The sequence below is a fragment of the Haloplanus sp. XH21 genome (assembly GCF_023276355.1).
Lineage (GTDB): Archaea > Halobacteriota > Halobacteria > Halobacteriales > Haloferacaceae > Haloplanus > Haloplanus halobius.
The window spans coordinates 298,020-323,080 of the sequence record NZ_JALLPL010000001.1 but is presented as its reverse complement, the minus strand read 5'-3'; the positions used below and the strand labels follow the sequence as shown (position 1 = coordinate 323,080).

The following is a 25,061-nucleotide window of genomic DNA, read 5'->3' as shown; positions in this document are numbered from 1 at the left end:
CCCCCTCGCTTCGAACGGGTCACTCGATTTCGAGGACGACCTTCCCGCGGGAGCCACTGGACATCACGCGTCGCTGGGCGTCGGCCGCCGACTCCAGCGGGTACGTCGCCTCGATTTCGACCTCGAAGGTGCCGTCGGCGAGCAGGGGACCGACCCGTTCGAGGATCGGCGCCTGGTCGTCGCCGGAGGCCATGATCGACATGAATCGGATGTCGGCGTCGGCGATTTTGCCGGTCATGGACGCGCCGGGATCGATCGTGATCGGCCCCTCCTCGCCGAGGACGACGATCCGACCGCCGCGGCCCAGGACTTCGAGGTCGGTCTCGACGTTGGCGGCGGCGTGGGTCTCCAGCACCACGTCAACGTCGTCGCCGACCGCCTCGCGAATGCGGTCGGCCACGTCGTCGCCGTGGTAGTCGACGGCGGCGTCGGCGCCGAGGTCGCGGACGAACGCCGCGTCGTCGCCGGTGGTCACGATGACCGTCGCGCCCGCGTGATCGGCGACCTGGACGGCGGCGTGACCGACGCCGCCCGCACCGCCCTGAACCAGACAGACATCGCCGATGGAGAGGTCGCCTCGGGTGACGAGGCCACGCCACGCCGTCGCAAAGGCCATCGCGGCAGCCGCGCCGTCGACGAACGAGACGCCGTCCGGGAGCGTGGCGAGGCGGTTGGCTGGGACGGCGACGTACTCCGCGTACGAACCGGATTCGAACAGGCCGAGGCCGGTCGCGAACACGCGATCCCCGACCACGAAGTCGGTGATGTCGTCACCCACCGCGTCGACGACGCCGGCGGCGTCCGCGCCGCCGACGTGTGGCAGCCCGCCGACTGGGCTCACGCCGCCGTCGCGAACGTAGGTGTCGATGGGGTTGACGCTCGCGGCGTGGACCCGGACGAGCACCTCGTCGGCCGCCGGTTCGGGCGTCGGCACGTCGTCTACCGTCAGTACATCTGCGTCTCCGTGTTCGTGGTATCGAATCGCTTTCATGGGTGGGTGGTTGCTGTGGATTCTCTCGTCTGTGCGCCCGGCTGGTCGTCGGGACTCACGCCCCTAGCCACCGTCCGGGATGACGATGACCGGGCGGTCGGTTCCCAGCAGGACGCCCTGTGTGACGCTGCCCAGGAGGACCTTTCCGATCGGGCTTCGCTGCCGGCCGGCCATGACGATGGCGTCCGGTTCCAGTTCCGACGCCACGTTGAGGATCGATTCGGCCGGGTCTCCGTGGCGGTGGTAGACATCAACGGTGAATCCCTTTTCGGAGAGCCGGCTGGCCGCCGCCGTGACCGCCTCGGGGAGTTCCTCGGCGTCGTAGAACTGCCCGGAGTCGATGTCGGACCACTCGCCGTGGACTTCGAACTCCTCGAAGACGTTGAGAAGCGTCAGGTGCGTCTCCGCGGGATCGTAATGGAGGTCGCTGATGCCCTCCACGATCCGGTCGACCTGCTCTTCTCGTTGGCTGAGTGGAACCAGGAGCTCCGGCATGACACTCCAGACGGGGGCTGTTGACTTATACTGTCGGCTGTAACTGTACGGAATGATTTGGCATCACCGGGTGCCGAATCATTCCACGGACTTACAGCCGGCATATTGAGCGCATGGCGGCCGCGCTACTCGCGTTCGTCCAGCAGTTCCGCGGTGGTCTTGACGGTTTCGACCGGATGTCGTCCCTCGGGTGGCCACCCGATGGCGACGATCCGACACGGTTCGTCGAACGGGTTGTGGACCAGGTGGACGCCAGCCGCACCGGCGTCGAATCGAACGGTATCTCCCTGTTCGGCGACGAACCGGTCGTCCTCGACCTCAACCTGACACCGGCCGGCGGCGACGTGGATCAGTTCGGCCTGACCGGGGTGGTAATGGAAGTGACTCTGCGAGAGTCGCTCGCCGGGGTTCAGGACGGCGACGTTCAGATTGAACTGGTCGATATCGAGGTCGGGAGAAAGCTCCCAGCGTCGTCCGGGTTTGTCGTCTCTCGGGTCGCTCTCCGTCGGTCGAACGCGGCGCCAGCCCTCTGACATACGTCCAGGTCAGCCGGAGCGCTAATAAAGACCTCGCCGGCGGCTACCCCTCAGCAGTCTGCGTGACTCCGAGGACACCCGGACGGAGGAAGTAGCCACAGGCGGCCACGATGGCGCCGACGAGCAGGAGCTGACCGATCGTCGTGGGAACGAAGATCGCGCCGAGCCCCAACAGCAGGAAGACCGGTCGCAGGAGCGTCGGGATGTTCTGTCGGATGCGGCCGGTGAGGCCGACGCTCACGGCGACGAACCCCGCGAAGACGATGACGAACGACACGAGCGTCATCGGACTGGGGTAGAGAAGCGGCTCGTTGAAGAAGAAAGCAAACGGCAGCAGGAACATCGGGAAGCCGATCCGGAGGGATTCGACGGCCGTCTCCCAGAAGTCGGAGCCGGCGATCCCCTGGCCGATGATGACCGAGAGCGCGATCGGCGGCGTGATGTTCGAGACGATGGCGAAGTAGAAGACGAACATGTGGGCCGTGAACTCCTGGACGCCGATCTGGACGAGCGACGGCACGACCAGCACGGCCACGATCATGTACGCCGCGGTCGTCGACATCCCCATCCCGAACGCGATGGCGGCGAGCATCGCCAGGAACAGCATGATGATGACGGTGCCGCCGGAGAGCACGACCAGATACGACGAGAGTTGCTGGGCGAAGCCGGTGACGATGAGCGCCCGGATCACGATGCCGAGGCTCGCGAGCAGGATCGTGATGTTGAGGGTTGCCTCGGCGCCCCGACGCATGCCTTCGAGCGATTCCCGGAGGAATAGCTTGATCGCGGGCCAGAGATCCTGGTCCGTGGCGTCGGTGAGGGCCTCAAAGACCACGCGGCCGACTCGAAGCCCCATCAGCGTGACGATGGCGTAGAATCCGGCGACCATCGGGTCCGCACCGATCCCGATGAGCCACCACAACAGGATGATGAACATCCCGATGTACTCGAAGTGACGGACGATATCGAACAGGCGCTTGCCGATACTCCGCGGGTCGGGTTCGGACGTGATCCGCGTGGAGACCTGCCCGCTCGTGCTCAGCGAGATGGCGACTGAGACGGTGAGGAAAAACAGGATCGCCGGTGCGACCGCACCGATGACGATGTCCGAGTAGTTCGGATCGATGAGTTCGGCCATCAGGAACGCGCCGGCCCCCATGATCGGCGGGAGCACCTGCCCCCCACAGGAGGCAACGGCCTCGATGGCTGCGGCGATCTTCGGTCGGTAGCCGTTCTCTTTCATCAGCGGGATCGTGAACGCGCCGGTCGTCGCCGTATTGGCGGCTGTCGACCCATTGATCGATCCCATGAACATGCTCGCGGCGACGGCGACCTGGCCGATCTCGATGTACTTGCGGCGCGCAGCCAGTCTGGTCATCCCCTTGATGAACGTCGCCATCCCGCCGTATTTCTCCATGAGTCCGGCGAGGATGAGGAAGATGACGACCCACGTCGCCGAAATCTGCAGGAGCGTCCCGAGCAAGCCCTCCATCTCGACGGAGTTCATCGTGATGATCCGCTCGATCGACAGCCCGCGGTGGGCGAGCAGTCCGGGCATCAGCGGCCCGAAATACGAGTACACCAAGCCGACCAGCGCGATGCCGGTGATCAGTTTGGAGACGTGCGCGAGCGCGATGAGCACGAGGATGATCACCAACACCCCCGACGCCATCGCGGCGTCGGTGTAGACGCCCGCAGTCAGTCGGATCTGGTCGTAGTTTGACTGGATGTAGTACAGCGGGATAACCGAGATTACGCTGTACAGCGCGTACCCGGCTCCCAGCGCTTTCCCCTTGATCGTCGACCAGTCCGTTCCGAGCATCTGAATGATGCCCCACAGCGAGAGCACCATCGCGAGGTGGATGATCCCGTGGCGTGCGCGGGGGAGCTGGAAGGTCTGGGCGTACCACAGGTGATAGAGGAAGAAGACAACCGTAATCGCGTACACCAGCAACTCGATCGGTCCCTTGTCCCAGATCCTTTCCGAGTAGCTATCCCGAAACTTCTCGTCGATAGTTTGCTCTATATCCGCGAGCGAACGGGTCTCCCGATCGGAGTCGTTGCCGGTGGCCATCGTCGGTAGTTACGCCTCGGGAGGGGCGGTCAGATCGTAATCTTCGAGTAAGCCCTGCTCCTCGTAGTAGCGGTAGGCCCCCTCGTGGAGCGGAACGTCCGGATGGAGCTGTCCCAGGAACCGGTCGGGGTCCGGGAAGAAGGCCATGACGTCGTCCTGTTCGAGCAGCGCCTCGCCCTCCTCGTAGGTGTACTTCGCGATGTCGTAGACGACGTCCGCGTCGGCGTTGGCGTTCACGACGTACAGGTAGGTCAGCGTGAACGTGTCGAGGGGTCCCTGGTAGTTCTCGGCGAACTGCGAGACCGTGTCGGCGTCGAGTTCGACGTACGTCGAGTAGCCGATCTCGTTGTTGAGCAGTTCGATGGTCGAGTCCGAGAGCGGGAGCGGCTCCCAGTTGACCGTTGCGTCGATCTCCTGGAACCAGCCCTGGGGCGTCGTCTGGTTGACCGTCCAGGTGAACGCCGCGTCGACCTGTCCCGAGCGGAGTGCGCTCGGAATGTCCGCGAAGGCCATGTATCGGTTGTCGACGTTGTCGAGACCGACCTCCGCGTCGACGATGGCTTCGACCGGCGGTCGCGTCCCGGAGCCGGCGGACGAGATGGCGATAGGCCGCCCTTCGAGGTCGTCCCAGCCACTCACGGCGTCGGCGTTGTACAGACCGAAGTTGTAGAAGCCCATGTAGCCCCGGACCTGCCGGTGGTTACTGAAGTCCTGCAGCGGCTGCTCCGAGTAGGGTCCCGTGTCGGGGGCGGCATCGAGCAGCTGCGTCGTCGTTCCGCTCATCTCGTACTCGCCGGCGTCGAAGCGGCGATACGACGCGCCCGTCCCCTCGGTGATGACGGCGTCGATGGATACGGAGTCCAACAGATCGTTCTGCTTCGCGTACTCGGTCCACGTCGATCCGATTCGGAACGACGACGACCCTTCAGAAGAGGTGCCGAGCGTCCAGCTTGCTTGACTGCCACCGCCGCCTCCGCCGCCGCCCCCGCCGCCCGAACAGCCTGCGAGGGTGGTCATCGCTGCGGTTGCTAGTCCAGTCCGCTTCAGAAACGTTCGTCGACTTTCCTTCATGGTAGTCCAGCCACAACTACCACGATGCAACCTAACGGATAAAAAATCATCTTACTGCCGTCCTGACACATTTTCGGCGTGAGAGCGGCAGTTTTCGCGGTTCTGTGAGTCGCCTCGTCTGTCGAAAATGTTATATTTTGGCGGCGGGCTTATACCCGAATCGACCGTATCGTCGGTATGGCGGTTTACCAGCGACGCACCCGTGTCGCCGCGTCGCTCGACGACGTGTGGGACTTCCACTCGCGAGTGCGCGGACTGGAGTCACTCACGCCCGGGTGGCTACGTCTGCGAATCGAAAGCGTTCGCGGTCCCGGCGGGGCTCCCGACCCCGAGATACTCGAAGCCGGGTCGCGGATTCGGGCGTCCGTCCGCCCGTTCGGCGTCGGTCCGCGACAGCGATGGACATCGATCATCACTGCGCGCGAACGCGCGGACGGCGCGGCGTATTTCCGCGACGAGATGGCGGACGGCCCGTTCCGACACTGGGAACACACACATCGATTTTTCGCCGACGGCGCCGATACGGTCGTCGACGACCGGGTCGAGTACGCCCTCCCGTTCGGATCGGTCGGTGACGCGATTGCTCCGCTCGCGCGTGTCGGCTTCGCCCCCATGTTCCGCTACCGGCATCGGCGGACGCGCGAACTGCTCGAGTGACCGTACGGTTTATTGTACGTCAGTACCGGTGGTTCGCCGGACCATCTTGGCGAACCACCGGTAGCCCGTTACAATAATTCGTATGAGTGCGGCGCTCCAACGGTCGGCCATGGATGTCGTCGACCTAGATCACGTCGCGCTCCGGGTGAGCGATCTGGAGCAGGCGCTCGATTTCTACCACGGCCTGCTCGGTATGCCGGTTCGGGACCGCGATCGGTACGAGGCGGGGGAGGTACCGTACGTCGCCGTCGTCGCCGGCGGCCGACACCTCCATCTCGTTCCCGCCGATGGGGCGGTCGATGTCGACGGGGAACACGTCTGTCTCCTGCTCCGCTCCGACGACACCGGCACCCGCGCGGAGATGGATGTTCTCCTCGACGACCTCCGGGACGCGGGCGTCACGGTCGAATCCGGTGAGCCGTACCAGCGCTACGGCGCCTATGGTCGGGACTGGGCGGTGTACGTCCGCGACCCCGACGGCCGGCGGGTCGAACTCAAACTTCACTGACGTGGCTGGCCGACGCGGTGATGTAGATCCCCGCGAGGACGATCACCCCGCCACCGACCGTCGCGGCGGTCGGCACCTCTGCCAGCAGCAGGACGGCGAGCACCGTGCTGCCGACGGGTTCACCGAGCAGCGAGACGCTGACGACGTGGGACTCGACGTGGCCGAGCGCCCAGTTCACGACGGTGTGGCCGATCACGCCCGGACCGAGCGCCATCGCGGCGAACAGCACCCACTCGTGGGGCGGGTACGCGAGGAGCGCGTGCCCCTGGGCGACAGCCACGACGAGCAACGTGAGCGCACAGACGCTGTAGACGACGGTCACGTAGGGAATAACCGAGAGACGGCGCCGAAGCGACCGCCCCGCAAGATAGTAGCCCGCGACGGCGACGGCGGCGAGTAAGGCGAGCGCGTTCCCGTACTGTGTGCCGGGGTCGGCGCCCGCCGCCGTCGCCGTCGGATCGATGGCCGCGAGCAGCGGTGCTCCGAACGACAACCCTGCCATGCCGAGCAGTGCGACACCGATACCGAGGACGGCCCGGCGGGTCGCTCGCTCTCCCAGCAGTAGCCATGCGCCGGCGACGACGAACACCGGTTGCGCCTGGACGAGCGTGACACTCGCGGCGACGGTGGTGTGATCGAGGCTCTCGAACCAGGCGGCGAAGTGAAGCGCGAGCGCGACGCCCGCCGCGGCGGCGACGAGGCCATCACGGTGGCTCATCCGACGCATCGCCGCTCCGCCGCTCCGTCTGACCAGGGGGAGGAGCGCGACTACGGTGAACGAGACGCGGTACAGCGCCTTGATGACGTTCGGTGCCTCGCTCCATCGAACCAGGATCGCGCTCGTACTGATCGCCAGGACCGCAACGCCGAGGGCGACGATCGGCGGGACCACGGGCGAGTCGTCCATCGCGGTCACATCGCTACGCTCGGCCGACAGGGGCTTACCGCTGTCGCCGACGCCGCCTCTGTCTCGCCCCGATGTCGCCATATCGAAGAAAATTCTTCTTCAAACTGAGGTATGAAGAATATTGCACATCATTTACGTGCCTGGATTCGTGATACGTCACCAATGACCCGATCGACACACGATTGGCTGTGGATTGCGGCGTTTGCGATACTGATCACGTTCTCGGTTCCCTGGTTCCTCTGGGGGTCGACCACCGTCGTCGCCGGATTGCCGGTCTGGCTCTGGTGGCACATCGGCTGGATGGGCGTCGCGACGGTCGTCTTCGCGCTGTTCACCCGGTACGCGTGGGATCGGATGATGGGCGTCGATCCCGACGCCAGCCTCGAGGACGGTCAGCCGAGAGGCGGTGAGAACGCGTGACGCTTCAACCGCTCTCGGTGGTCGTCGGCTATCTCCTCTTCGCGCTCGGCGTCGGCCTGTTGGCCTACCGCGTCGGCGACCACCACGCCGAGGACTTCTATCTCGCCAGCCGCACGCTCGGCACACTCGTTTTGCTGTTCACGACCTTCGCGACCCTGCTGTCGGCGTTTACCTTCTTCGGCGGGCCGAACCTCGCCTACCAGGCCGGTCCCGAGTGGATCCTCGTCATGGGTGTGATGGACGGCGTGCTCTTTGCCATCCTCTGGTATCTCATCGGCTACCGACAGTGGCTCATCGGACGGCGCCACGACTACGTCACGCTCGGGGAGATGCTCGGTGACCGCTTCGGCTCACCCGGACTGCGCGGCCTCGTCGCTGTCGTCAGTCTCCTGTGGCTCTTTCCCTACGTCATGCTCCAGCAGATGGGGGCAGGTGAGGCGCTCCGCGGACTGACCGGCGGCGCCGTCCCGTACTGGGGTGGCGCCGCGCTCATCACCGTCTTCATGATCGTCTACGTGATGGTCGCTGGTCTGCGCGGGGTCGCGTGGACCGACACGCTGCAGGGGCTGTTCATGCTCTCCGTGCTCTGGATCGCCGTCGTCTGGATCGTCAGTGCCATCGGGGGTGTCGGCGCGGCCACCCGCAGCATGATCGCCGCCAACCCCGACTTCGCGGCGCTCGGGGGCGGCGTCTACACGCCGCAGTTCATCATCTCCTCGGCGGTCACCATCGCCTTCGGCGTCACCATGTTCCCCCAGATCAACCAGCGGTTTTTCGTCGCCCGGTCGGCGCGCGTCCTGAAACGTTCCTTCGCGCTCTGGCCCGTGCTCGTCCTCCTGCTGTTCGTCCCCGCGTTCATGCTCGGTGCGTGGGCAACTGGCCTCCCCATCGAGGTGCCCGAGGGTGCGAACGTCCTCTCGGTCCTGTTGGCGGAGTACACGCCGGCCTGGTTCGCCGCCCTCGTCGTCGCCGGCGCGATGGCCGCGATGATGTCCTCGTCGGACTCGATGCTCCTCTCGGGGTCGTCCTACTTCACGCGTGACCTCTACCGGCCCTTCGTCCGTCCCGGCGCGAGCGACCGCCGCGAGGCGTGGGTCGCCCGCATCGGCGTCGCCGTCTTCGCCAGCCTGGCCTTCCTCGCCAGCCTCACGCGCCCCGGCACGCTCATCGAGGTCGGCGACACCGCCTTCTCCGGGTTCGCGCTGCTCGCCCCGCCGGTCATCATCGCGCTCTACTGGGACGCCACCACTCGCGACGGCATGGTCGCCGGCATCGCCGTCCCGCAGGTGCTCTACCTGCTCCACGTCCTCGTCCCCGCCACGACCGTCCGAGTCGCCGGGACGAGCGTCGACCTCCTCGCCCGCACGTACGGCGGCTGGGATGTCGCGCTCGCGTTCATGCTCCTCGGGACTGCGCTCACCGTCGGCGTCTCGGTGCGCTCGACGCCCGCGGTCGACGAGGACGCGGCTCGGTTCGCCGTCGACGGCGACTGATCGGGTGTCCAACAACGGTCGAGCGCTCCTCGCCTGTTCGCCTCGGTCGGAACACCTACTTGTGGGCAGTGGCCATGGCCCATTATGAGCGAGATCATCGACGCGGAGACGACGGCGAAACTGATCAAGCACATCCGGCAGGACGATCACGAGAGCCCGCACTTTCAGGCGACGATGATCAACTTCGTCTACTCGCTCCACCAGAGCGACGGCAACCTCGACGACATCCCGCTCGACGACGACGAACGCGAGGAGATTCTGAGCGGACTGCCGACCGATCCCGAGAAGGAACTCGCGTTTCTGGACTGACGCCCCGCCTTCTCAGTCCCTATCGATCCCGTCCGTGACCGATTCGTCTTCGGGGGCGGCGGACCGCTCGGGCATTCGGTGGACGACGAGTCGCCGCACCAGCCGGTAGAGGCCGTAGCCGAATCCCGCGAGCACGAGCAGGTCGATGAGATACAGCTCCGCTAGTTCGAGTACCGTCATCCGGCCCAACACCACATCGCCCGTATACGCGAGGAACACGAACGTGACGACGAGCAACAGCGCCGGCGAGAGCAACACCAGCATCCCGATCAACAGCAACACGACGCGATCCGGGAGGTCAGGGACGTCCATGCGTCCGGGTTGTCACCGACGGTATATTCGTCTGGCGGCTAACTGTGGAAATTGTCGGTCTGTTCTCGGTTCTGGAGGGGTGTTACTCAGTCGTCGGCTTTGGATTGGATGGAAAATGAGTCCGTCTTCCAATATCTGCCCGATGTGCCGAGGGCAAGTACGTGGGAGACTGCGCTTGAGGTCGGGATGTGGCACAAACGACGTGGATCGAGTGGCGATGCTGGATGTTAGCTGAGGGAGGCCTGACCTTTCAGCCGTTCCTGCCTAAGATGGTCTGTCTCTCGTCTCGGTGAGGTGCGCCAACGCCGGATTCTCCGCATCGACACCCTCAATAAACCGAAGCAACCGCTGCACTGCCGCCGGATCTTCCTCGATATTCCCCATGAAATGAATCATCCCCTGAACGGCCCGATTCTGTTTGTGGTAGTCCCAGCGATCCAGCTCCTGTTCGAGATCATCGTCGTCGATCACTTCGACGCCGGCCTCCCGAAGCGTCTCGGTTGCGCCGTCTCCAACCTCCTTACACATAGCGACGACGACCACGTTCGTCCGCCGCGCCAGTTCCATCATCGAACCCAGTTCGCTGTGGACATTCGAACTGTCGATGATGAGATCCTTCACCTCTACCGAGACCATCAAATCGGGGCCATAGTACCCATCGACATCGCCGTACCGATGCTGGCGAGATGATCCTGTTCGGACCTTACTCGCTCGGAACGAGAGATGCGGCCACTCCGTGCGGACGTAGCCGTAAGCGAGCGCCTGATAGGTCAGTCCTCCCTCTTCGCCCTTGTGACCCCGCTTGTAGTTCAGGAGGATCTCCTTCAGCGGCTCCGGAAACGGCGGGTCCCGCGTCTCGAACGATCGGGCGGCGAGACGGTCCAGACCGAGATCGATGATCTGCTGCGCGGCCTCGTACCGTCCTGCGCTGCTCAGCCGAAATGCCGACTCGAGGAGGTCGTCGTACCGTTCCCACTCTCCGGTGTGGTGCCCCGGTGAACTCGGGAAATTCGTCCGCTTGAGGTCCTCCCGGAAGAGGTCGATCACGTCATTGTGTACTGTTCGGATGGAGTAGCGTGTTCCGCCGTACCTGAGCGTGAGTGAGGTTTTCGCGGCGTTTTCGTACCACTCGAAGAGGTGGTTCCGATCGATGTCCTGTTGAAACCCATCAAGCCGATCGTCAACCCGAGAGAGTTGCTCGGCCACCATGAGGAAGTCGATCGCAACGCCGAGCGTCCCCTTCGAGGTACTAAACGCCTCACCGACTCGCTCAACCATCGATTCGATCTCGTCTCGCTCCCGACCAGAGAACTCTTCATCGAAGTTCCTCGTCCCGCCGTCCTCGTCAGCTTGATCGAACTGTGTCTGTACCTCGTCGTATCGTTCGGGGAAGTAGTCGGAGAGAAAGTCGGCGATTGCTAGTTTTTCCTGGGTGGATCGCTCGTAACTCATGACTGAGATCCGCCCCAGTAGAGAGAGAGGAGTGCAGTCGAGGGTCGATATTCAGCGACGGCGTCTACGAAATAGTACATACAGAACATCGCTAGCGGAGTGCTGAATTGAATGTTGGGGAGAGATTGAATCCGAGGCTACGCGTGCCCCGAATTATCGATTCCTCTCGTCGATGAACCCCCATTCGAAGGTTTCAGGGTCGACCTCAATGTGTCCGATCATTTCCGCTTCCGGTATTGAATCGAGATCTAATTCTTCGCGCAGATCACCGCTGATTTCCAGCTTTTTGAGTCGCCAGTTCTGGGTGTCGATGAACTTCTTCCGAGAGTTTTGGTCGAGAATATTGATTGAGCGTTCTGTGCCGTACTTCCGTTGTTTGACCTCGACCGTAATCGGAATCTCGACCATTGATCTGTCTGTTTCAGTTGCTCAGTTGTGAATACTGGGTTCAAGGAGTGCGAATGGTTAAATGCGATATAGACGAAAGTAGGCATAGTTGATGAGTGCTCAGACGCTGAGGTACGTCGATCTATTCGCAGGTGCCGGAGGCCTCTCTTTAGGGCTCGAAAACGCCGGGTTCGAGGCGGTTCACGCCGTGGAAGTTGATGAAGATGCTCAGAGGTCTTTCGCGAAAAACCGAGATGACTTCGAAGTTGAGGAGATAACGGGCGATATCCGGGAGGTCGACTCGGGCGAGATCTCGGAGTTAGTCGGCGGTGCGTCCATCGACCTCGTCGCCGGAGGCCCTCCGTGTCAGGGGTTCTCCGAGGTGGTGAGTCCGGATGGGTCCGACGAGCGGAACCATCTCTTCACGTACTTCATCGAGTGGGTAGACGAGTTACAACCGAAAGCGGCGGTGTTCGAAAACGTCCGAGGCATGGAGAACACTGCCGACGGCGAGTTCTTCGAGGCAGTGAAGGAGTCTTTCGCCAACATCGGGTACGAGGTCGTCCCGAATGTCGTTACTGCCTCGGACTTTGGAGTTCCACAGCATCGACGACGTCTCATCGTCCTCGCGTTTCGGGACGAACCGCCAGCTCACTCGATCGAGGGCTACGAACTCGATCCGATAGAGACACCGGGCGTGATGGATGGTATCGGCGATCTCCCGGAGGTCGGACCGGGAGAGGAAGTCACGAGGTACGACCAGACGCCGCGGACGGTTTTACAGCGAGATCTCCGCGGCGACAATCAGGAACTGACGATCCACCAAGCAGCTGACCACGACGACGACATGGTCGAGATGATTTCGCATATCTCCGACGGCGGGAATCGAACGGAGATCCCCGACGAGCTTCAGCCGTCGTCCGGATACCATAACTCGTACTCGCGGCTTGACTCCGAGAAGCCCGCCGTTGCGATCACGTCGAATATGTCAAAGCCCTCAAGCGCACGTTGCATTCATCCGTTCCAAGATCGCGGGCTCACGCCACGCGAGGGGGCGCGTTTGCAGACGTTCCCGGATCGGTACCAGTTCGTCGGTGGGCTAGTCTCTATCCGGCGGCAGATCGGGAACGCTGTTCCTCCGTACCTCGGTGAAGTGATCGGATACTACCTCAAGGAAGCTGTCTATGACGAGGAGCTGACCGGGCGAGATCAGGAGCGAATACGCACGCTTCGATCTGGTTCTCTCCCGATCAATCAATTTGAAGAGCGGCGAGAAGATATCGGGGGGCCGACGAAGCAGGTGACACTGGACTCGATGGATTAGAGCTCGTCTCATTGCCTGAAGTAGGGTTTTCATGTGACTTCACCGATTTCCGAAGTCGAGTTTTCCATCTTCGTTGATCGCGTGCTACTTGCAGACGCGACACCGGTAGTGACACATTCAAATCACGCCACCACGATCCCCTCCGTTCGATTGGAAGAACCGCAGGGCAGCGAGGCGGTCCGACTTGATGCTCGCCACACTTCGGAATCGGACGGGGAAGACCGAAACAGGAATCAGCGGCATCAGGTTATCGAGGCGGCAGAAAACAGCAATCGCTGTTCTGCCGTAGTTCGGCGGTGAAATGTATCCGCCCTCCCCGATTTTGAACACTGTGAGACGTGCTTACTTCGTTGCGCGCGCCTCACAAGCTCAAATCGGCTCGGTTAGATTTTCGGAGAAAATCCGCCCTCCCCGATTTGAAGCGGGCGAGACTCGCTTCGCTCGTCTCGCTGTTCCCCGCTCGCTTCGCTCGCGGGGACGGGGGGCAAGCCGATCATTGGGAAACTGTGATGCGGCTCGAAAACGAGTCCGCCCTCCCCGATTTGAACGGGGGGCAAGCCGATCTACAGTCGGCTGCTCTACCAGTCTGAGCTAAGGGCGGGCGCACCTACACCTAATCGGCAGACTGGCCTTAAGGATTCTCATTCGGCCGCCCGATCCGAACGCTTTCGTCGGCCGGTCACGTTCCCCGCGGCATGGACGAGGAGCGACAGGCGACCTTCGGTCCGGACGGCGAACTGGAGACGGAGGCGCCGGAGGCCACGGGGACCAACGACTTCGGCGAGGAGACGGGCGCCGACGAGACGGACGGCGGGTTCAACCGCTACGCGGTCGTCAGCCTGCTCCAGAAGGCGATCCGTCGCGGCGACGAGGAGGTGTCCGTGTGGTGTGCCTGGGAACTCGCCCGCTCGGGGTTTGGGTGGAACCTCTGGGAGCGACTGAACACGTTCGTCGTCGAGGATCTGCAAGCGGATCAGCAGGCCGCCCTGCTCGTCGGCCGCTACGAGGAGTTGGCCGAGCGCTGGGAGATGGGCTCCCGGCGCGGGCAGATGGCGGCGGTGCAGGCCGCCCTCGTCGTCGCCCGCGCTCGCGCCGCCCGCGAGGGGGCGAACGCGGTCAACGCCTTCCACGCCATCGCGGACAAGCGCGCCGAAGCCCGGTCGGCCGGCGAGGAGCCGACGCACACCTTCCCGGTGACGCCCGACGACCTCTCGGCGGGCGGCCGATACGATGTCGCGCTCGACGGCCACACTGGTGAGGGCGCGCGACTGGACCGGAGTTCGCCGTTCTTCCGGGTCCACGGCGCCCGCGTCGGCCCCGTGGGCGAGACGGATGTGGGCGCTCGCTGGAAGCGCCTGTATCTCATGCTCGACGCGTACGACTACACTGAGGAAGAGGTGGCCCACGCCCTCGATGCCGTCGACGCCGACGATCCGTGGGCTGAACCGGATTTCGCGGACGAGTGACGGCAACGGAGCCCTGGATCACTCGTCATCGCCCCACAGCGCGTACATGTCGTCGCGGATCGGTTCGACGTACCGCTCTTCTCCGAGAATGACGCCGGCGGGTCCCGCTTCGACGCGGCCGATATCGACGGCCTCGATTCCGGCGTCGGACAACGCGGCCTGCGCGTCCGCCACATCCCCGTCGGGGACGGTCGCCAGCAGGGCGCCCGACCCGAGGACGCGGAGCGGGTCGACGCTGACGGCGTCACACACCGCCTGCGTTTCCTCGCGCACGTGGATCCGTTCGGAGTCGATATCGAGCGTCACGTCCGCGGATAGCGCCAGTTCGATCAGGCCCTCGAGCACACCGCCCTCGGTCGGGTCGTGCATCGCCGTCGCCACGGGCGAGAGCACCGCTGCCTCGCGCAGGACGCTGAGGTCGTCGAAGGCGGCCGTCGCGCGGTCGACGACGTTCTGGGAGAGGTCGAGGCGGTCGCGGAAGTCGGTGGCGATGACGCCCGTTGCCTCGACCCCGGCGCCCTTGGTCAAGAGGACGTGATCGCCGGGCGTCGCGCCGCCGGTCGAGACGTAGCGGTCGGCGACGCCGAAGCAGGTGAGCGAGCAGAGTGGCCGTTCGAGGCCGGCGACGACCTCGGTGTGTCCGCCGGCGATGGTCAGGCCGAGGCGGTCGGCCTCGATGTCGAGTTGGGCCGTGATGGTGTCGAGGCGGTCGACGTCGGCGTCGGGTAGGAGGACGGTGCTGAGCAGGAACTCCGGGCGCCCCCCAGCAGCCGCGACGTCGTTAGCGGCGACGGCGACGGCCAGTTGCCCGATGCGTTCGGCCGCGAGCGAGATGGGATCGGTGCTGGCGATGAGCGTCCGATCGCCCACTCGGACTGCGGCCGCGTCCTCCCCGAACGCGGGGCCGGCGATCAGATTCGCACTCGACGCCCCGGTTCGCTGGAGGACGAACTCCGACAGCACCGCTCGGTCGAGTTTTCCGGTCATGGGCGTCGCTACGCCCGCCCCGCCCATGTGCCTTCCCGTCCGGCGACCGATTTGGGCCACACGCTACAAGCCGCTGGGGCCGAACACACGCGTATGCTCCTGACGCCCGGCCCGACGGCGCTCCCCCCGTCGGTCAGAGAGGTGATGAGCCACGAACTGCTCAACCCCGACGTCGATCCCGCGTTCGCCGAGCGATACGACGCCGTGCGCGAAAAACTCGAAGTGGTGTACGGCACCGACGACGATATCGTCGTTCTCGGCGGCGAGGGAATCCTCGGCCTGGAGGCGGCCATCGCCTCGACCGTCGCCCCCGGCGATCGCGTGCTCTGTCTCTCGAACGGCCCCTACGGCGACGGGTTCGCCGAGTTCGTCGAGAGCTACGGCGGCGAGGCGACGGTTGTCGGCGCTGGCTACGACCAGCCGCTCGATATCGACGCGCTGGCATCGACGCTCGAGGAGGGAACGTTCGATCTCGCGACGATGGTCCACTGCGAGACGCCGACCGGCACGCTCAACGACCTCGACGCCGCGCTCGACCTGTTCGACGACCACGGCGTGTTGACCGTCGTCGACGCCGTCTCCTCGCTCGGTGGGGTGCCGGTACCGACCGACCGCATCGACCTCTGTCTCGGCGCGTCGCAGAAATGCTTCAGCGCGCCACCTGGGCTCGCCGTCTGTTCCGTCAGCGACGCCGCCTGGGAGCGCATCGAGGCACGGGATCCCGATCCGCTGTACACGAATCTGCTCCCCTGGCGCGACGCCGAGCAGCCCTATCCGTACACGCATCTGACGACGCTCGTGGTGGCCCTCGATCAGGCTCTCGATCTGCTTCTCACGGAGGGGCTCGACGAGGTGTACGACCGCCACCGCGAGGCGGCCGCTGTCTGTCGGGAGCGCGGCCGTGGGATGGGGCTGGAGACGTACCCCGATCCGTCGCGAAGTTCGCCGACGGTCACCGCATTTTCCGTTCCGGGACGGGCCGGCGACTTACAGAAGCGTCTCCGCGCCGATCACGACGTGACGCTCGCGACGGGGCTCGGCGGGCTCGGAGACGACGTGTTGCGCGTCGGACATATGGGGTACAACGCCAAAATCGACCGTGTCGAACGGGCGATGGACGCGCTCGACGCCGAACTGTAGCCCGGCCGTCACTCGATACCCTGTTCGGTCACGCGGATCCCCTTCTCGGCGAGGTGGCGCATCTGCCGCTGGGCGAACTCCTCCTCGCTCGTGCCGCGGGTCGCCAGCACGTACACCGTCGCGCTCCCGGCGGGACGCATCGTCCGTCCGGCCCGCTGGGCTCCCTGGCGGCGCGACCCGCCGAGTCCCGAGGCGACGATGGCGAGCTCCGCGTTCGGCAGGTCGATCCCCTCGTCGCCGACGCGGGAGACGACGAGCGTCCGGCGCTCGCCGTCCCGGAACTCCGCGAACAGGCGGTCGCGTTCGTGATGGGGCGTCTCCCCGCTCACGAAGGGGGCGTCGATGGCGTCCGCGATCTCTCGGCCCTGATCCAGCCAGTCGACGAACACCAGCGCCTTCGCCGTCGGCTGCTCGGCGAGCAGATGCCGAACCTCGTCGATCTTCGCCGGATTCTCCGCGGCGACGCGGTGTTTCTGCCGCGGTTCCGCGCTCGCGTACGCGTTTCGTTCCTCGTCGCTCGCCCACGGCAGGTAGCGGATTTCGACCTCCGGCTCCTGAACGTAGCCGGCGTCGAAGAGCGCGTCCCAGTCGGTGCCGATGGGCGGGCCGACCAACGTGTAGATGTCCGTCTCGCGGTCGTCTTCCCGGACGGGCGTGGCCGAGAGGCCGAGACGGTGTTTGCTCTGGAGGTCTGCGCTCCGGCGATACACTTCGCTCGGGATGTGGTGGACCTCGTCGTAGACGATGAGTCCCCACTCTCGGCGGTCGAACAGCGATCGGTGACGGTCCATCCCGGCGACCTGATAGGTGGCGATAGTGACCGGGCGGATGTCCTTCTGTCCGCCGTGGTACTCGCCGATCTGTTCGGGGGCGAGCGTCGTGTGTTCGAGCAGTTCCGTCCGCCACTGGCCGGCGAGCTCGCGGCTCGGGACGAGGATCAGCGTCTCGCCGCCGATGGCGGTGAGCGCGCCGATGGCGGCGACGGTCTTCCCGCTCCCCGACGGGCCGACGAACACACCCGCGCGCTGGTCCAGAAAGCGGTCCACCCAGTCCTGCTGGTAGTCACGGAGCGAGGTCGTCAGATCGATATCGAGAGGGTCGCCCGTCTCCAGATCGCGCTCGTCGACGACGGGGTAGCCCGCCTCGTAGAGGATGCGCTTGATCGCGGCCTCGCTCCCCTCGACGACCCAGCTTTCGGTGTCAGAGATGGGGGCGTGCAGGTGTTCCTCGTCGAGTTTCTGTCGGGCGACGTTGCCCATCAGGCTCTCGCTCGCGGCTTCGAGGACCGTGTAGCCGTCCTCGTGGGTGGTGAGCGTGAACTGCCGGGCGCGGGTCCACTGGCGCTCGATCCACTCCTCCAGGTGGGGCGAGCGACGGGGCAGCACGGTGCGCACCGTCTGGAGGAGGGCGCTCAGATCGTCGAACGGCGCCGCCCACACGTCCTCCTGGCGCACGCGGTAGAGATACCCCTTGGTGCCCGAGGTGTCGACGAGGTGGGCGAACCGTGATAGCTGTGCGCGGGTGTACTGGCTCGGCTGGTCGACGACGAGTTCGCGGCGCTCGGGAAACAGGATCACGCGCTCGCGGTCCGCGAGGTCGCGCCACTCGGTCGGATACCAGACGACTGGATCGGCTTCCACGTCGAGGCGGTCGGCGGCGCCGTCGGCGGCCAATCGGTCGAGTGCCTCGCTAGCGGCGGCCTGCGAACAGTCGAGCCGGCGGGCGATCTGTTGGGCGGTCGCGACGGGCCGCCCTTCCGCCTGTAGCGCGTCGTGGAACGTCTTTCGTGTGACAGCGTCGGTGTCGATGTCGGATTCTTCGCCGTCATCGACGGACTCGTCGGTCATCGGCCACTGTAGGGTCCCGACGGAGAAACGCGTTGTGACCAGTCGGCGACGGCACGGCTCAGGGTGTGGCCGACCGATCACTCGTCTCGCTGTGATGATCGTTGCGGGCGCGTGTTACGGTTATCCCAGCAGGCCCAGGTCGTCGATCCGCTCGACAATCTCCTCGACTGCTTCGGCGGCGTCGGCGGTCCGCTTCCCGCCCGTGATGACGATTTTTCCGCTGCCGAACAGCAGGATGACGACGTCCGGATCGTCCATCCGATAGACGAGCCCCGGGAACTGCTCCGGTTCGTACTCGACATCTTCGAGGCCCAGCCCGATGGCGAGGGCGTTGAGGTTGAGCGTGTGCCCCAGGTCCGCGCTGGAGACGATGTTCTGGACCGTAATCTCCGGGTCTTCCTCGACCGGAATCTGGAGGTCACGGAGTTTCTGGAAGATGATATCCAATGCCTCGTGGACATCGTCGATGCTTTTCGCGCCCGTGCATACGATCTTCCCGGACCGGAAGATGAGGGCCGCGGCCTTCGGATCCTGCGTCCGATACACCAGCCCTGGGAAGTTGTCGGGGTTGAAGTCGGCGCCGGGTAGGTCCTCGGCCAACGCTTCGAGATCGAGTTCCTGTCCGATGCCGGTCGACGCCACCACGTTCTGAATCTCTATCGAATCTGCCGGGTCACTCATCGTATGCCACCAAATGCACGCCCCATCCTTATAAACCACCCCTGCTGAGACATGCGCTCACTGCCGTGTTTGTCCGTCCAGTGTGTTTTGTGGTGGAGTGCCCCACGACAGTGATCACCACGCAAATATCAACGCGTCTGGCGATCTCGCGGGAAATCAGAGGGGTTAAGTAATAACCTCCACTCTGAATGTAATGCGAAGAAGCGAGGGCACGAACGTCCTCGGCCCGGACTGGAACGCCGATGAACCGGCCGCCCGTCAACGCCCGATCAACGGGTTTATGATGGTCGCCGTCTTCGGTTCAGGTCCGGACGAAACATGAGGATCCCACCCCTGCGGTCCGCCGTAAGACGGGATCTGATGTGAGCCATGGTGGTTCGGTGTCACCCGGTCGACGCGGTGGACCGAACCGCCACCTTGGACCTCAGTGGTCTATACGACGAGAAGACAACGAGTCTTCCCGCCACCCCTCACTCCACACGGAGTGAGCCCATTCCGGTTGATCCTGCCGGAGGCCATTGCTATCGGGGTCCGACTTAGCCATGCTAGTTGTACGAGTTCAGACTCGTAGCAAATAGCTCCGTAACACGTGGCCAAACTACCCTACAGAGAACGATAACCTCGGGAAACTGAGGCTAATAGTTCATACCCGTCTCACGCTGGAATGCCGAGACGCGCAAATGCTCACGCGCTGTAGGACGTGGCTGCGGCCGATTAGGTAGACGGTGGGGTAACGGCCCACCGTGCCGATAATCGGTACGGGTTGTGAGAGCAAGAACCCGGAGACGGAATCTGAGACAAGATTCCGGGCCCTACGGGGCGCAGCAGGCGCGAAACCTTTACACTGCACGCAAGTGCGATAAGGGGACCCCGAGTGCGAGGGCATACAGTCCTCGCTTTTCACCACCGTACGATGGTAGTGGAATAAGAGCTGGGCAAGACCGGTGCCAGCCGCCGCGGTAATACCGGCAGCTCGAGTGATGGCCGATCTTATTGGGCCTAAAGCGTTCGTAGCCGGCCACGCAAGTCCACCGGGAAATCCGCCAGCCCAACTGGCGGGCGTCCGGTGGAAACTGTGTGGCTTGGGACCGGAAGACCCGAAGGGTACGTCTTGGGTAGGAGTGAAATCCTGTAATCCTGGACGGACCGCCGATGGCGAAAGCACTTCGGGAAGACGGATCCGACGGTGAGGGACGAAAGCCAGGGTCTCGAACCGGATTAGATACCCGGGTAGTCCTGGCCGTAAACGATGTCTGCTAGGTGTGACTCCCACTACGAGTGGGTGTTGTGCCGTAGGGAAGCCGCTAAGCAGACCGCCTGGGAAGTACGTCCGCAAGGATGAAACTTAAAGGAATTGGCGGGGGAGCACTACAACCGGAGGAGCCTGCGGTTTAATTGGACTCAACGCCGGACATCTCACCAGCACCGACAGCAGTAATGACGGTCAGGTTGATGACCTTGCCAGAGTTGCTGAGAGGAGGTGCATGGCCGCCGTCAGCTCGTACCGTGAGGCGTCCTGTTAAGTCAGGCAACGAGCGAGACCCGCACTCCTAATTGCCAGCACCATGTTCGCATGGGTGGGTACATTAGGAGGACTGCCGTGGCTAACACGGAGGAAGGAACGGGCAACGGTAGGTCAGTATGCCCCGAATGTGCTGGGCTACACGCGGGCTACAATGGCCAAGACAATGGGTTCCAACCTCGAGAGAGGACGGTAATCTCCTAAACTTGGTCGTAGTTCGGATTGAGGGCTGAAACTTGCCCTCATGAAGCTGGATTCGGTAGTAATCGCGTGTCAGCAGCGCGCGGTGAATACGTCCCTGCTCCTTGCACACACCGCCCGTCAAAGCACCCGAGTGGGGTCCGGATGAGGCATGGATACCCATGTCGAATCTGGGCTCCGCAAGGGGGCTTAAGTCGTAACAAGGTAGCCGTAGGGGAATCTGCGGCTGGATCACCTCCTACTGATCGGGACTCTCCCTTCTGGGGAGAGCCCACCACGTCCCACTGACGGTACCACAGGTGGCCGTTCGCCCACCACGCCGACCGGGCACCGAAGAACCACCATGGCTCACATATTACGCTCGTCCCAGGAAGGGACAGGGCCCGTAGCTCAGCGGTAGAGCACCTCCTTTGCAAGGAGGACGCCCTGGGTTCAAATCCCAGCGGGTCCATGCCGGACCGGGAAAATCGCCCGACGCGAACCACGCTGCTTAAGTGGTCAAGGGGGATAGAACTGGTCCAGACCGATGCACCATCCCGTGCGAACGCGGATGGGAAGGGTCGAACGCTCGCGCAACCCACGAGAGCGTGATGACGACCGTATGTACGTGCGATTCCAGGCGTCCACTGGACCCGACAGTCAAACCGGGTCACTAGTGTGACAAACCATCAATCTGGCTACTGTGCCAGCTGGTGAATGGCTCGGCTCGAGAGCCGATGACGGACGTGCCAAGCTGCGATAAGCCTCAGGGACCCGCATGGAGGGAAAGAACTGAGGATCTCCGAATGGGAATCCCCACCGCAATTGCTTCGCGCAATGGGGAACGCTCCGAATTGAAACATCTCAGTAGGAGCAGGAAGAGAACGCAAATATGCGATCCCGTTAGTAACCGCGCGTGAACGCGGGTCAGCCCAAACCGAATCTCTAACGAGACATGTGGTGTCGGCTGACAATCAGCACGCGACCCATCCCGAGAAATCTCCTGAAATGGAGTGCGATACAGGGTGACAGCCCCGTATCGGGATGCAGTAGCGTGTGAGTCAGTCCACGAGTAGCGAGGATTGGATATTCCTCGTGAAGATCCCAGGCATCAACTGGGAAGGCTAAACACTCCTCGAGACCGATAGTGAACAAGTAGCGTGAGCGAACGCTGAAAAGTACCCCGAGAAGGGGACTGCAATAGAGCCTGAAATCAGTTGGCGATCGAGCGACGGGGCATACAAGGTCCCACGATAAACGACCGAGGGGCGACCCTCTAGTAGGACTCGTGGGAAGCCGATGTTCCGTCGTGCGTTTTGAAAAACGAACCAGGGAGTGCACTTGCTTGGCGAGTCTAACCCGACCATCGGGGAAGGCACAGGGAAACCGATATGACCGCAGTCTTCATTCGAAGACCAGGGTCACCGTGTTCAAGCGCGGGGAGTCAAGCGGGTGCGACCCGAAACCGGGTGATCTACGCGTGGGCAGGGTGAAGCGTGCCGAAAGGCACGTGGAGGCCCGTTAGGGGTGGTGTCCTACAATACCCTCCCGTGACCTATGCGTAGGGGTGAAAGGCCCATCGAACCCGGCAACAGCTGGTTCCAGCCGAAACATGTCGAAGCATGACCTCTTCCGAGGTAGTTCGCGAGGTAGAGCTACCGATTGGATGATCCGCCTCCGAGAGGAGTCGGCCATCCTGTCGAACTCCAAACTTGCGAACGCCGTAGACGAAGGGAGTCCGGTGTGCGGGGTAAGCCTGTGCACCGTAAGGGAGACAACCCAGCGGTAGGTTAAGGTCCCCAAATGTGGATTAAGTGCGATCGAAGGTGGTCCCGAGCCCTAGACAGCCGGGAGGTGAGCTTAGAAGCAGCTACCCTCTAAGAAAAGCGTAACAGCTTACCGGCCGAGGTTCGGGGCGCCCAAAATGATCGGGGCTCAAATCCACTACCGAGACCTACCCGTGTCCTTCACCGGACAATCGCGTAGGCTGGCACGCCGCTCGGGCGGAAGCACGGGAGAGATTTCGTGTGGACCGAGTGGTGACGATAATCCTGGTCACAGTAGCAGCGATAGTCGGGTGTGACACCCGACGGCCTTACGAGCAAGGGTTCCTCGGCACTGCTAATCAGCCGAGGGTTAGCCGATCCTAAGTCTCACCGCAACTCGACTGAGACAACAGGGAAGCTGGTTAATATTCCAGCGCCATCATACACTGAAAGTCGACGCTTTGGGGACAACCGAGCTGGGCTTTCGCCCAGTCGAACCGAGTACCTCCGTGGAAGCCGTAATGGCAGGAAGCGGACGACTCTCGGGACAGCGCAAGTCGGTCGTACCTAGAGCCCGTGAAAAGACGAGTATGATGATCGTACCGAGATCCGACACAGGTGCTCTGCCGGCGAAAGGCAAGGCCCGTCGGGATCAACCGGCGTTAGGGAATTCGGCAAGTTAGTCCCGTACGTTCGCAATAAGGGATGCCTGCCTCGGAGAGAGGCAGGTCGCAGTGACTCGGGCGCTCCGACTGTCTAGTAACAACATAGGTGACCGCAAATCCGCAAGGACTCGTACGGTCACTGAATCCTGCCCAGTGCGGGTATCTGAACACCTCGTACAAGAGGACGAAGGACCCGTCAACGGCGGGGGTAACTATGACCCTCTTAAGGTAGCGTAGTACCTTGCCGCTTCAGTAGCGGCTTGCATGAATGGATCAACGAGAGCGCCACTGTCCCAACGCTGGGCCCGGTGAACTGTACGTTCCAGTGCGGAGTCTGGAGACCCCCAAGGGGAAGCGAAGACCCTATAGAGCTTTACTGCAGGCTGTCGCTGAGACGTGGTCGCTACTGTGCAGAGTAGGTAGGAGGCGTTACACAGGTACCCGCGCTAGCGGGCCACCGAGTCACACATGAAACACTACCCGGTAGTGACTGCGACTCTCACTCCTGGCGGAGGACACCGGTAGCCGGGCAGTTTGACTGGGGCGGTACGCGCTCGAAAAGATATCGAGCGCGCCCGATGGTTTCCTCATCCGAGTCGGAAACTCGGAAGAGAGCGCAAGAGCACAAGGAAGCCTGACAGTGATCTTCCCAACGAGGATCGCTGACGCGAAAGCGTGGTCTAGCGAACCCACGAGGTCCATTAATGGGACCCGTGGATGACAGAAAAGCTACCTTAGGGATAACAGAGTCGTCACCCGCAAGAGCACATATCGACCGGGTGGCTTGCTACCTCGATGTCGGTTCCCTCCATCCTGCCCGTGCAGAAGCGGGCAAGGGTGAGGTTGTTCGCCTATTAAAGGAGGTCGTGAGCTGGGTTTAGACCGTCGTGAGACAGGTCGGCTGCTATCTATTGGGGGTGTTGAAGGTATCTGACGGGAACAGGCGTATAGTACGAGAGGAACTCCGCCTGGGTGCCACTGGTGTACCGGTTGTCCGAGAGGGCAGTTGCCGGGCAGCCACGCACCGCAGGGTAAGAGCTGAACGCATCTAAGCTCGAAACCTACCTGGAAAAGAGATACCGCTGAGGTCACTCGTAGAAGACGAGTTAGATAGACTCGGGGTGTACGCGTCAAGGCAACGAGACGTTCAGCCCGCGAGCACTAACAGACCAAGCCACATTCATTGGATTTCGCACTGTGACCCGATTCGATTTGACTATCGGGTCCAGGCGTTAACTGGAATCGCACGGATATACGGTCGTTTTGACCCACCGACGCTGGCATTGCAACGGTTCGATTCCGTTGGTCGGCATGAAGGCGGCCATAGCGGCAGGGACACACCCGTACCCATCCCGAACACGGACGTTAAGCCTGCCTGCGTATCGGGCAGTACTGGAGTGGGCGACCCTCTGGGAGTGCCGATTCGCCGCCTCCCATTCATACTTCATTCACCCGCCGAGCACTGCGTGTACTCACAGTCGCTCGGCTTTTCTCATATCGAACGCGTCACGCAGTACGAGGATCGGCGCCGACGCCCGACCGCTAGGCTTAAGCGACGGACTCCGATACTATCGAACGTGCCAAGGTGGCAGAGTTCGGCCTAACGCAGCGGCCTGCAGAGCCGCCCATCGCCGGTTCAAATCCGGCCCTTGGCTTGTAACTTTTGTTACACAATCCCACTACTTAAGTGGGGTATCGTTCGGAGAAATCGACAGACAGCAGCGGCATTCACCAAATCCATTCCACCGGTTTACAACCTGTTCGAGCACAGGTAGCTCCTCCACTATCGCACTATCGGTCTTTCACTCGATAAATGTTGAGGCTCGAACGTCGACGGCGACCCCTTCAGCCCGGCCGATTTTGGACCGGGG

The 25,061-nt window shown here is 63.1% G+C and carries 21 protein-coding genes, 3 tRNA genes and 3 rRNA genes; 14 read left to right on the top strand and 13 right to left on the bottom strand.

Going from position 1 to position 25,061, the window contains the following annotated elements:
- Positions 1–19: 19 nt before the first annotated feature.
- The 5 genes from MXB53_RS01570 to MXB53_RS01550 form a co-directional block, all read right to left on the bottom strand.
- Complete coding sequence (locus MXB53_RS01570; RefSeq protein WP_248895457.1) at positions 20–991, bottom strand: NADPH:quinone reductase; 972 nt, start codon at positions 989–991, stop codon at positions 20–22.
- Between the two features lie 63 nt (positions 992–1,054).
- Complete coding sequence (locus MXB53_RS01565) at positions 1,055–1,486, bottom strand: universal stress protein (RefSeq protein WP_248895456.1); 432 nt, start codon at positions 1,484–1,486, stop codon at positions 1,055–1,057.
- Between the two features lie 125 nt (positions 1,487–1,611).
- The gene (locus tag MXB53_RS01560) at positions 1,612–2,022 is read right to left on the bottom strand and encodes a cupin domain-containing protein (protein WP_248895455.1); all 411 of its coding nucleotides are present in this window, start codon (positions 2,020–2,022) and stop codon (positions 1,612–1,614) included.
- Between the two features lie 43 nt (positions 2,023–2,065).
- Complete coding sequence (locus tag MXB53_RS01555; RefSeq protein WP_248895454.1) at positions 2,066–4,096, bottom strand: TRAP transporter permease; 2,031 nt, start codon at positions 4,094–4,096, stop codon at positions 2,066–2,068.
- A 9-nt stretch (positions 4,097–4,105) separates the two neighbouring features.
- Positions 4,106–5,113, bottom strand: coding sequence for a TAXI family TRAP transporter solute-binding subunit (locus MXB53_RS01550; protein ID WP_248895453.1), 1,008 nt, complete (start codon positions 5,111–5,113; stop codon positions 4,106–4,108).
- Positions 5,114–5,344: 231 nt separating this feature from the next.
- Between MXB53_RS01550 and MXB53_RS01545 the strand changes: the two genes are divergently transcribed.
- Both MXB53_RS01545 and MXB53_RS01540 read left to right on the top strand, forming a co-directional pair.
- Positions 5,345–5,824, top strand: coding sequence for an SRPBCC family protein (locus tag MXB53_RS01545; protein ID WP_248895452.1), 480 nt, complete (start codon positions 5,345–5,347; stop codon positions 5,822–5,824).
- A 109-nt stretch (positions 5,825–5,933) separates the two neighbouring features.
- Entirely contained in the window at positions 5,934–6,332 is a 399-nt protein-coding gene (locus tag MXB53_RS01540; RefSeq protein ID WP_248895451.1) for a VOC family protein, read from the top strand.
- Here the strand turns inward: MXB53_RS01540 and MXB53_RS01535 are convergent.
- Complete coding sequence (locus tag MXB53_RS01535; RefSeq protein ID WP_425601210.1) at positions 6,319–7,248, bottom strand: DMT family transporter; 930 nt, start codon at positions 7,246–7,248, stop codon at positions 6,319–6,321. The two genes, MXB53_RS01540 and MXB53_RS01535, sit on opposite strands and share 14 nt — an antisense overlap.
- Positions 7,249–7,401: 153 nt before the next feature.
- Here MXB53_RS01535 and MXB53_RS01530 point away from each other — a divergent pair, with 153 nt between their 5' ends.
- From MXB53_RS01530 to MXB53_RS01520, 3 genes are all read left to right on the top strand, one after another.
- On the top strand, positions 7,402–7,659 hold the full coding sequence (locus tag MXB53_RS01530; RefSeq protein WP_248895449.1) for a DUF3311 domain-containing protein: 258 nt from the start codon (positions 7,402–7,404) through the stop codon (positions 7,657–7,659).
- Entirely contained in the window at positions 7,656–9,152 is a 1,497-nt protein-coding gene (locus tag MXB53_RS01525) for a sodium:solute symporter family protein (protein WP_248895448.1), read from the top strand. Before MXB53_RS01530 ends, MXB53_RS01525 begins: the two co-directional genes overlap by 4 nt.
- A gap of 84 nt (positions 9,153–9,236) precedes the next feature.
- Positions 9,237–9,461 carry a hypothetical protein gene (locus tag MXB53_RS01520; protein ID WP_248895447.1) on the top strand — a complete coding sequence of 75 codons (225 nt, stop codon included), beginning with the start codon at positions 9,237–9,239 and terminating at the stop codon, positions 9,459–9,461.
- Between the two features lie 12 nt (positions 9,462–9,473).
- Here MXB53_RS01520 and MXB53_RS01515 read toward each other — a convergent pair whose 3' ends face one another.
- The 3 genes from MXB53_RS01515 to MXB53_RS01505 all read right to left on the bottom strand — a co-directional run bounded on the left by MXB53_RS01515 (position 9,474) and on the right by MXB53_RS01505 (position 11,633).
- Entirely contained in the window at positions 9,474–9,773 is a 300-nt protein-coding gene (locus MXB53_RS01515; protein WP_248895446.1) for a hypothetical protein, read from the bottom strand.
- A 264-nt stretch (positions 9,774–10,037) separates the two neighbouring features.
- The gene (locus MXB53_RS01510; RefSeq protein ID WP_248895445.1) at positions 10,038–11,225 is read right to left on the bottom strand and encodes a hypothetical protein; all 1,188 of its coding nucleotides are present in this window, start codon (positions 11,223–11,225) and stop codon (positions 10,038–10,040) included.
- A gap of 153 nt (positions 11,226–11,378) precedes the next feature.
- Positions 11,379–11,633 carry a hypothetical protein gene (locus tag MXB53_RS01505; protein WP_248895444.1) on the bottom strand — a complete coding sequence of 85 codons (255 nt, stop codon included), beginning with the start codon at positions 11,631–11,633 and terminating at the stop codon, positions 11,379–11,381.
- A 91-nt stretch (positions 11,634–11,724) separates the two neighbouring features.
- Between MXB53_RS01505 and MXB53_RS01500 the strand changes: the two genes are divergently transcribed.
- Positions 11,725–12,936, top strand: coding sequence for a DNA cytosine methyltransferase (locus MXB53_RS01500; RefSeq protein ID WP_248895443.1), 1,212 nt, complete (start codon positions 11,725–11,727; stop codon positions 12,934–12,936).
- Positions 12,937–13,463: 527 nt separating this feature from the next.
- Here the strand turns inward: MXB53_RS01500 and MXB53_RS01495 are convergent.
- A tRNA-Tyr gene (locus MXB53_RS01495) sits at positions 13,464–13,537 on the bottom strand.
- Positions 13,538–13,631: 94 nt separating this feature from the next.
- On the opposite strand from MXB53_RS01495, the gene MXB53_RS01490 reads away from it, so the two are divergent.
- Positions 13,632–14,402, top strand: coding sequence for a hypothetical protein (locus MXB53_RS01490; protein ID WP_248895442.1), 771 nt, complete (start codon positions 13,632–13,634; stop codon positions 14,400–14,402).
- Positions 14,403–14,420: 18 nt separating this feature from the next.
- Here the strand turns inward: MXB53_RS01490 and MXB53_RS01485 are convergent, their stop codons facing one another.
- Complete coding sequence (locus MXB53_RS01485) at positions 14,421–15,389, bottom strand: AIR synthase related protein (RefSeq protein WP_248895441.1); 969 nt, start codon at positions 15,387–15,389, stop codon at positions 14,421–14,423.
- A gap of 93 nt (positions 15,390–15,482) precedes the next feature.
- Here MXB53_RS01485 and MXB53_RS01480 point away from each other — a divergent pair, with 93 nt between their 5' ends.
- The gene (locus tag MXB53_RS01480) at positions 15,483–16,529 is read left to right on the top strand and encodes a pyridoxal-phosphate-dependent aminotransferase family protein (protein WP_248895440.1); all 1,047 of its coding nucleotides are present in this window, start codon (positions 15,483–15,485) and stop codon (positions 16,527–16,529) included.
- Between the two features lie 8 nt (positions 16,530–16,537).
- Here the strand turns inward: MXB53_RS01480 and MXB53_RS01475 are convergent, their stop codons facing one another.
- Complete coding sequence (locus MXB53_RS01475) at positions 16,538–18,376, bottom strand: DEAD/DEAH box helicase (RefSeq protein ID WP_248895439.1); 1,839 nt, start codon at positions 18,374–18,376, stop codon at positions 16,538–16,540.
- Positions 18,377–18,496: 120 nt separating this feature from the next.
- On the bottom strand, positions 18,497–19,057 hold the full coding sequence (locus tag MXB53_RS01470; RefSeq protein ID WP_248895438.1) for a TATA-box-binding protein: 561 nt from the start codon (positions 19,055–19,057) through the stop codon (positions 18,497–18,499).
- A 193-nt stretch (positions 19,058–19,250) separates the two neighbouring features.
- On the opposite strand from MXB53_RS01470, the gene MXB53_RS15595 reads away from it, so the two are divergent.
- The 6 genes from MXB53_RS15595 to MXB53_RS01445 all read left to right on the top strand — a co-directional run bounded on the left by MXB53_RS15595 (position 19,251) and on the right by MXB53_RS01445 (position 24,845).
- The gene (locus tag MXB53_RS15595) at positions 19,251–19,379 is read left to right on the top strand and encodes a hypothetical protein (RefSeq protein ID WP_283102220.1); all 129 of its coding nucleotides are present in this window, start codon (positions 19,251–19,253) and stop codon (positions 19,377–19,379) included.
- 170 nt (positions 19,380–19,549) lie between these two features.
- A 16S ribosomal RNA gene (locus tag MXB53_RS01465) occupies positions 19,550–21,020 on the top strand.
- Positions 21,021–21,159: 139 nt separating this feature from the next.
- Positions 21,160–21,231 (top strand) — tRNA-Ala (locus tag MXB53_RS01460).
- Between the two features lie 217 nt (positions 21,232–21,448).
- Positions 21,449–24,373, top strand: a 23S ribosomal RNA gene (locus tag MXB53_RS01455).
- 130 nt (positions 24,374–24,503) lie between these two features.
- A 5S ribosomal RNA gene (gene rrf, locus MXB53_RS01450) occupies positions 24,504–24,625 on the top strand.
- Together the 16S, 23S and 5S rRNA genes with 2 tRNA genes alongside form the textbook arrangement of a ribosomal RNA operon.
- Positions 24,626–24,769: 144 nt before the next feature.
- A tRNA-Cys gene (locus MXB53_RS01445) sits at positions 24,770–24,845 on the top strand.
- Positions 24,846–25,061 lie beyond the last annotated feature (216 nt).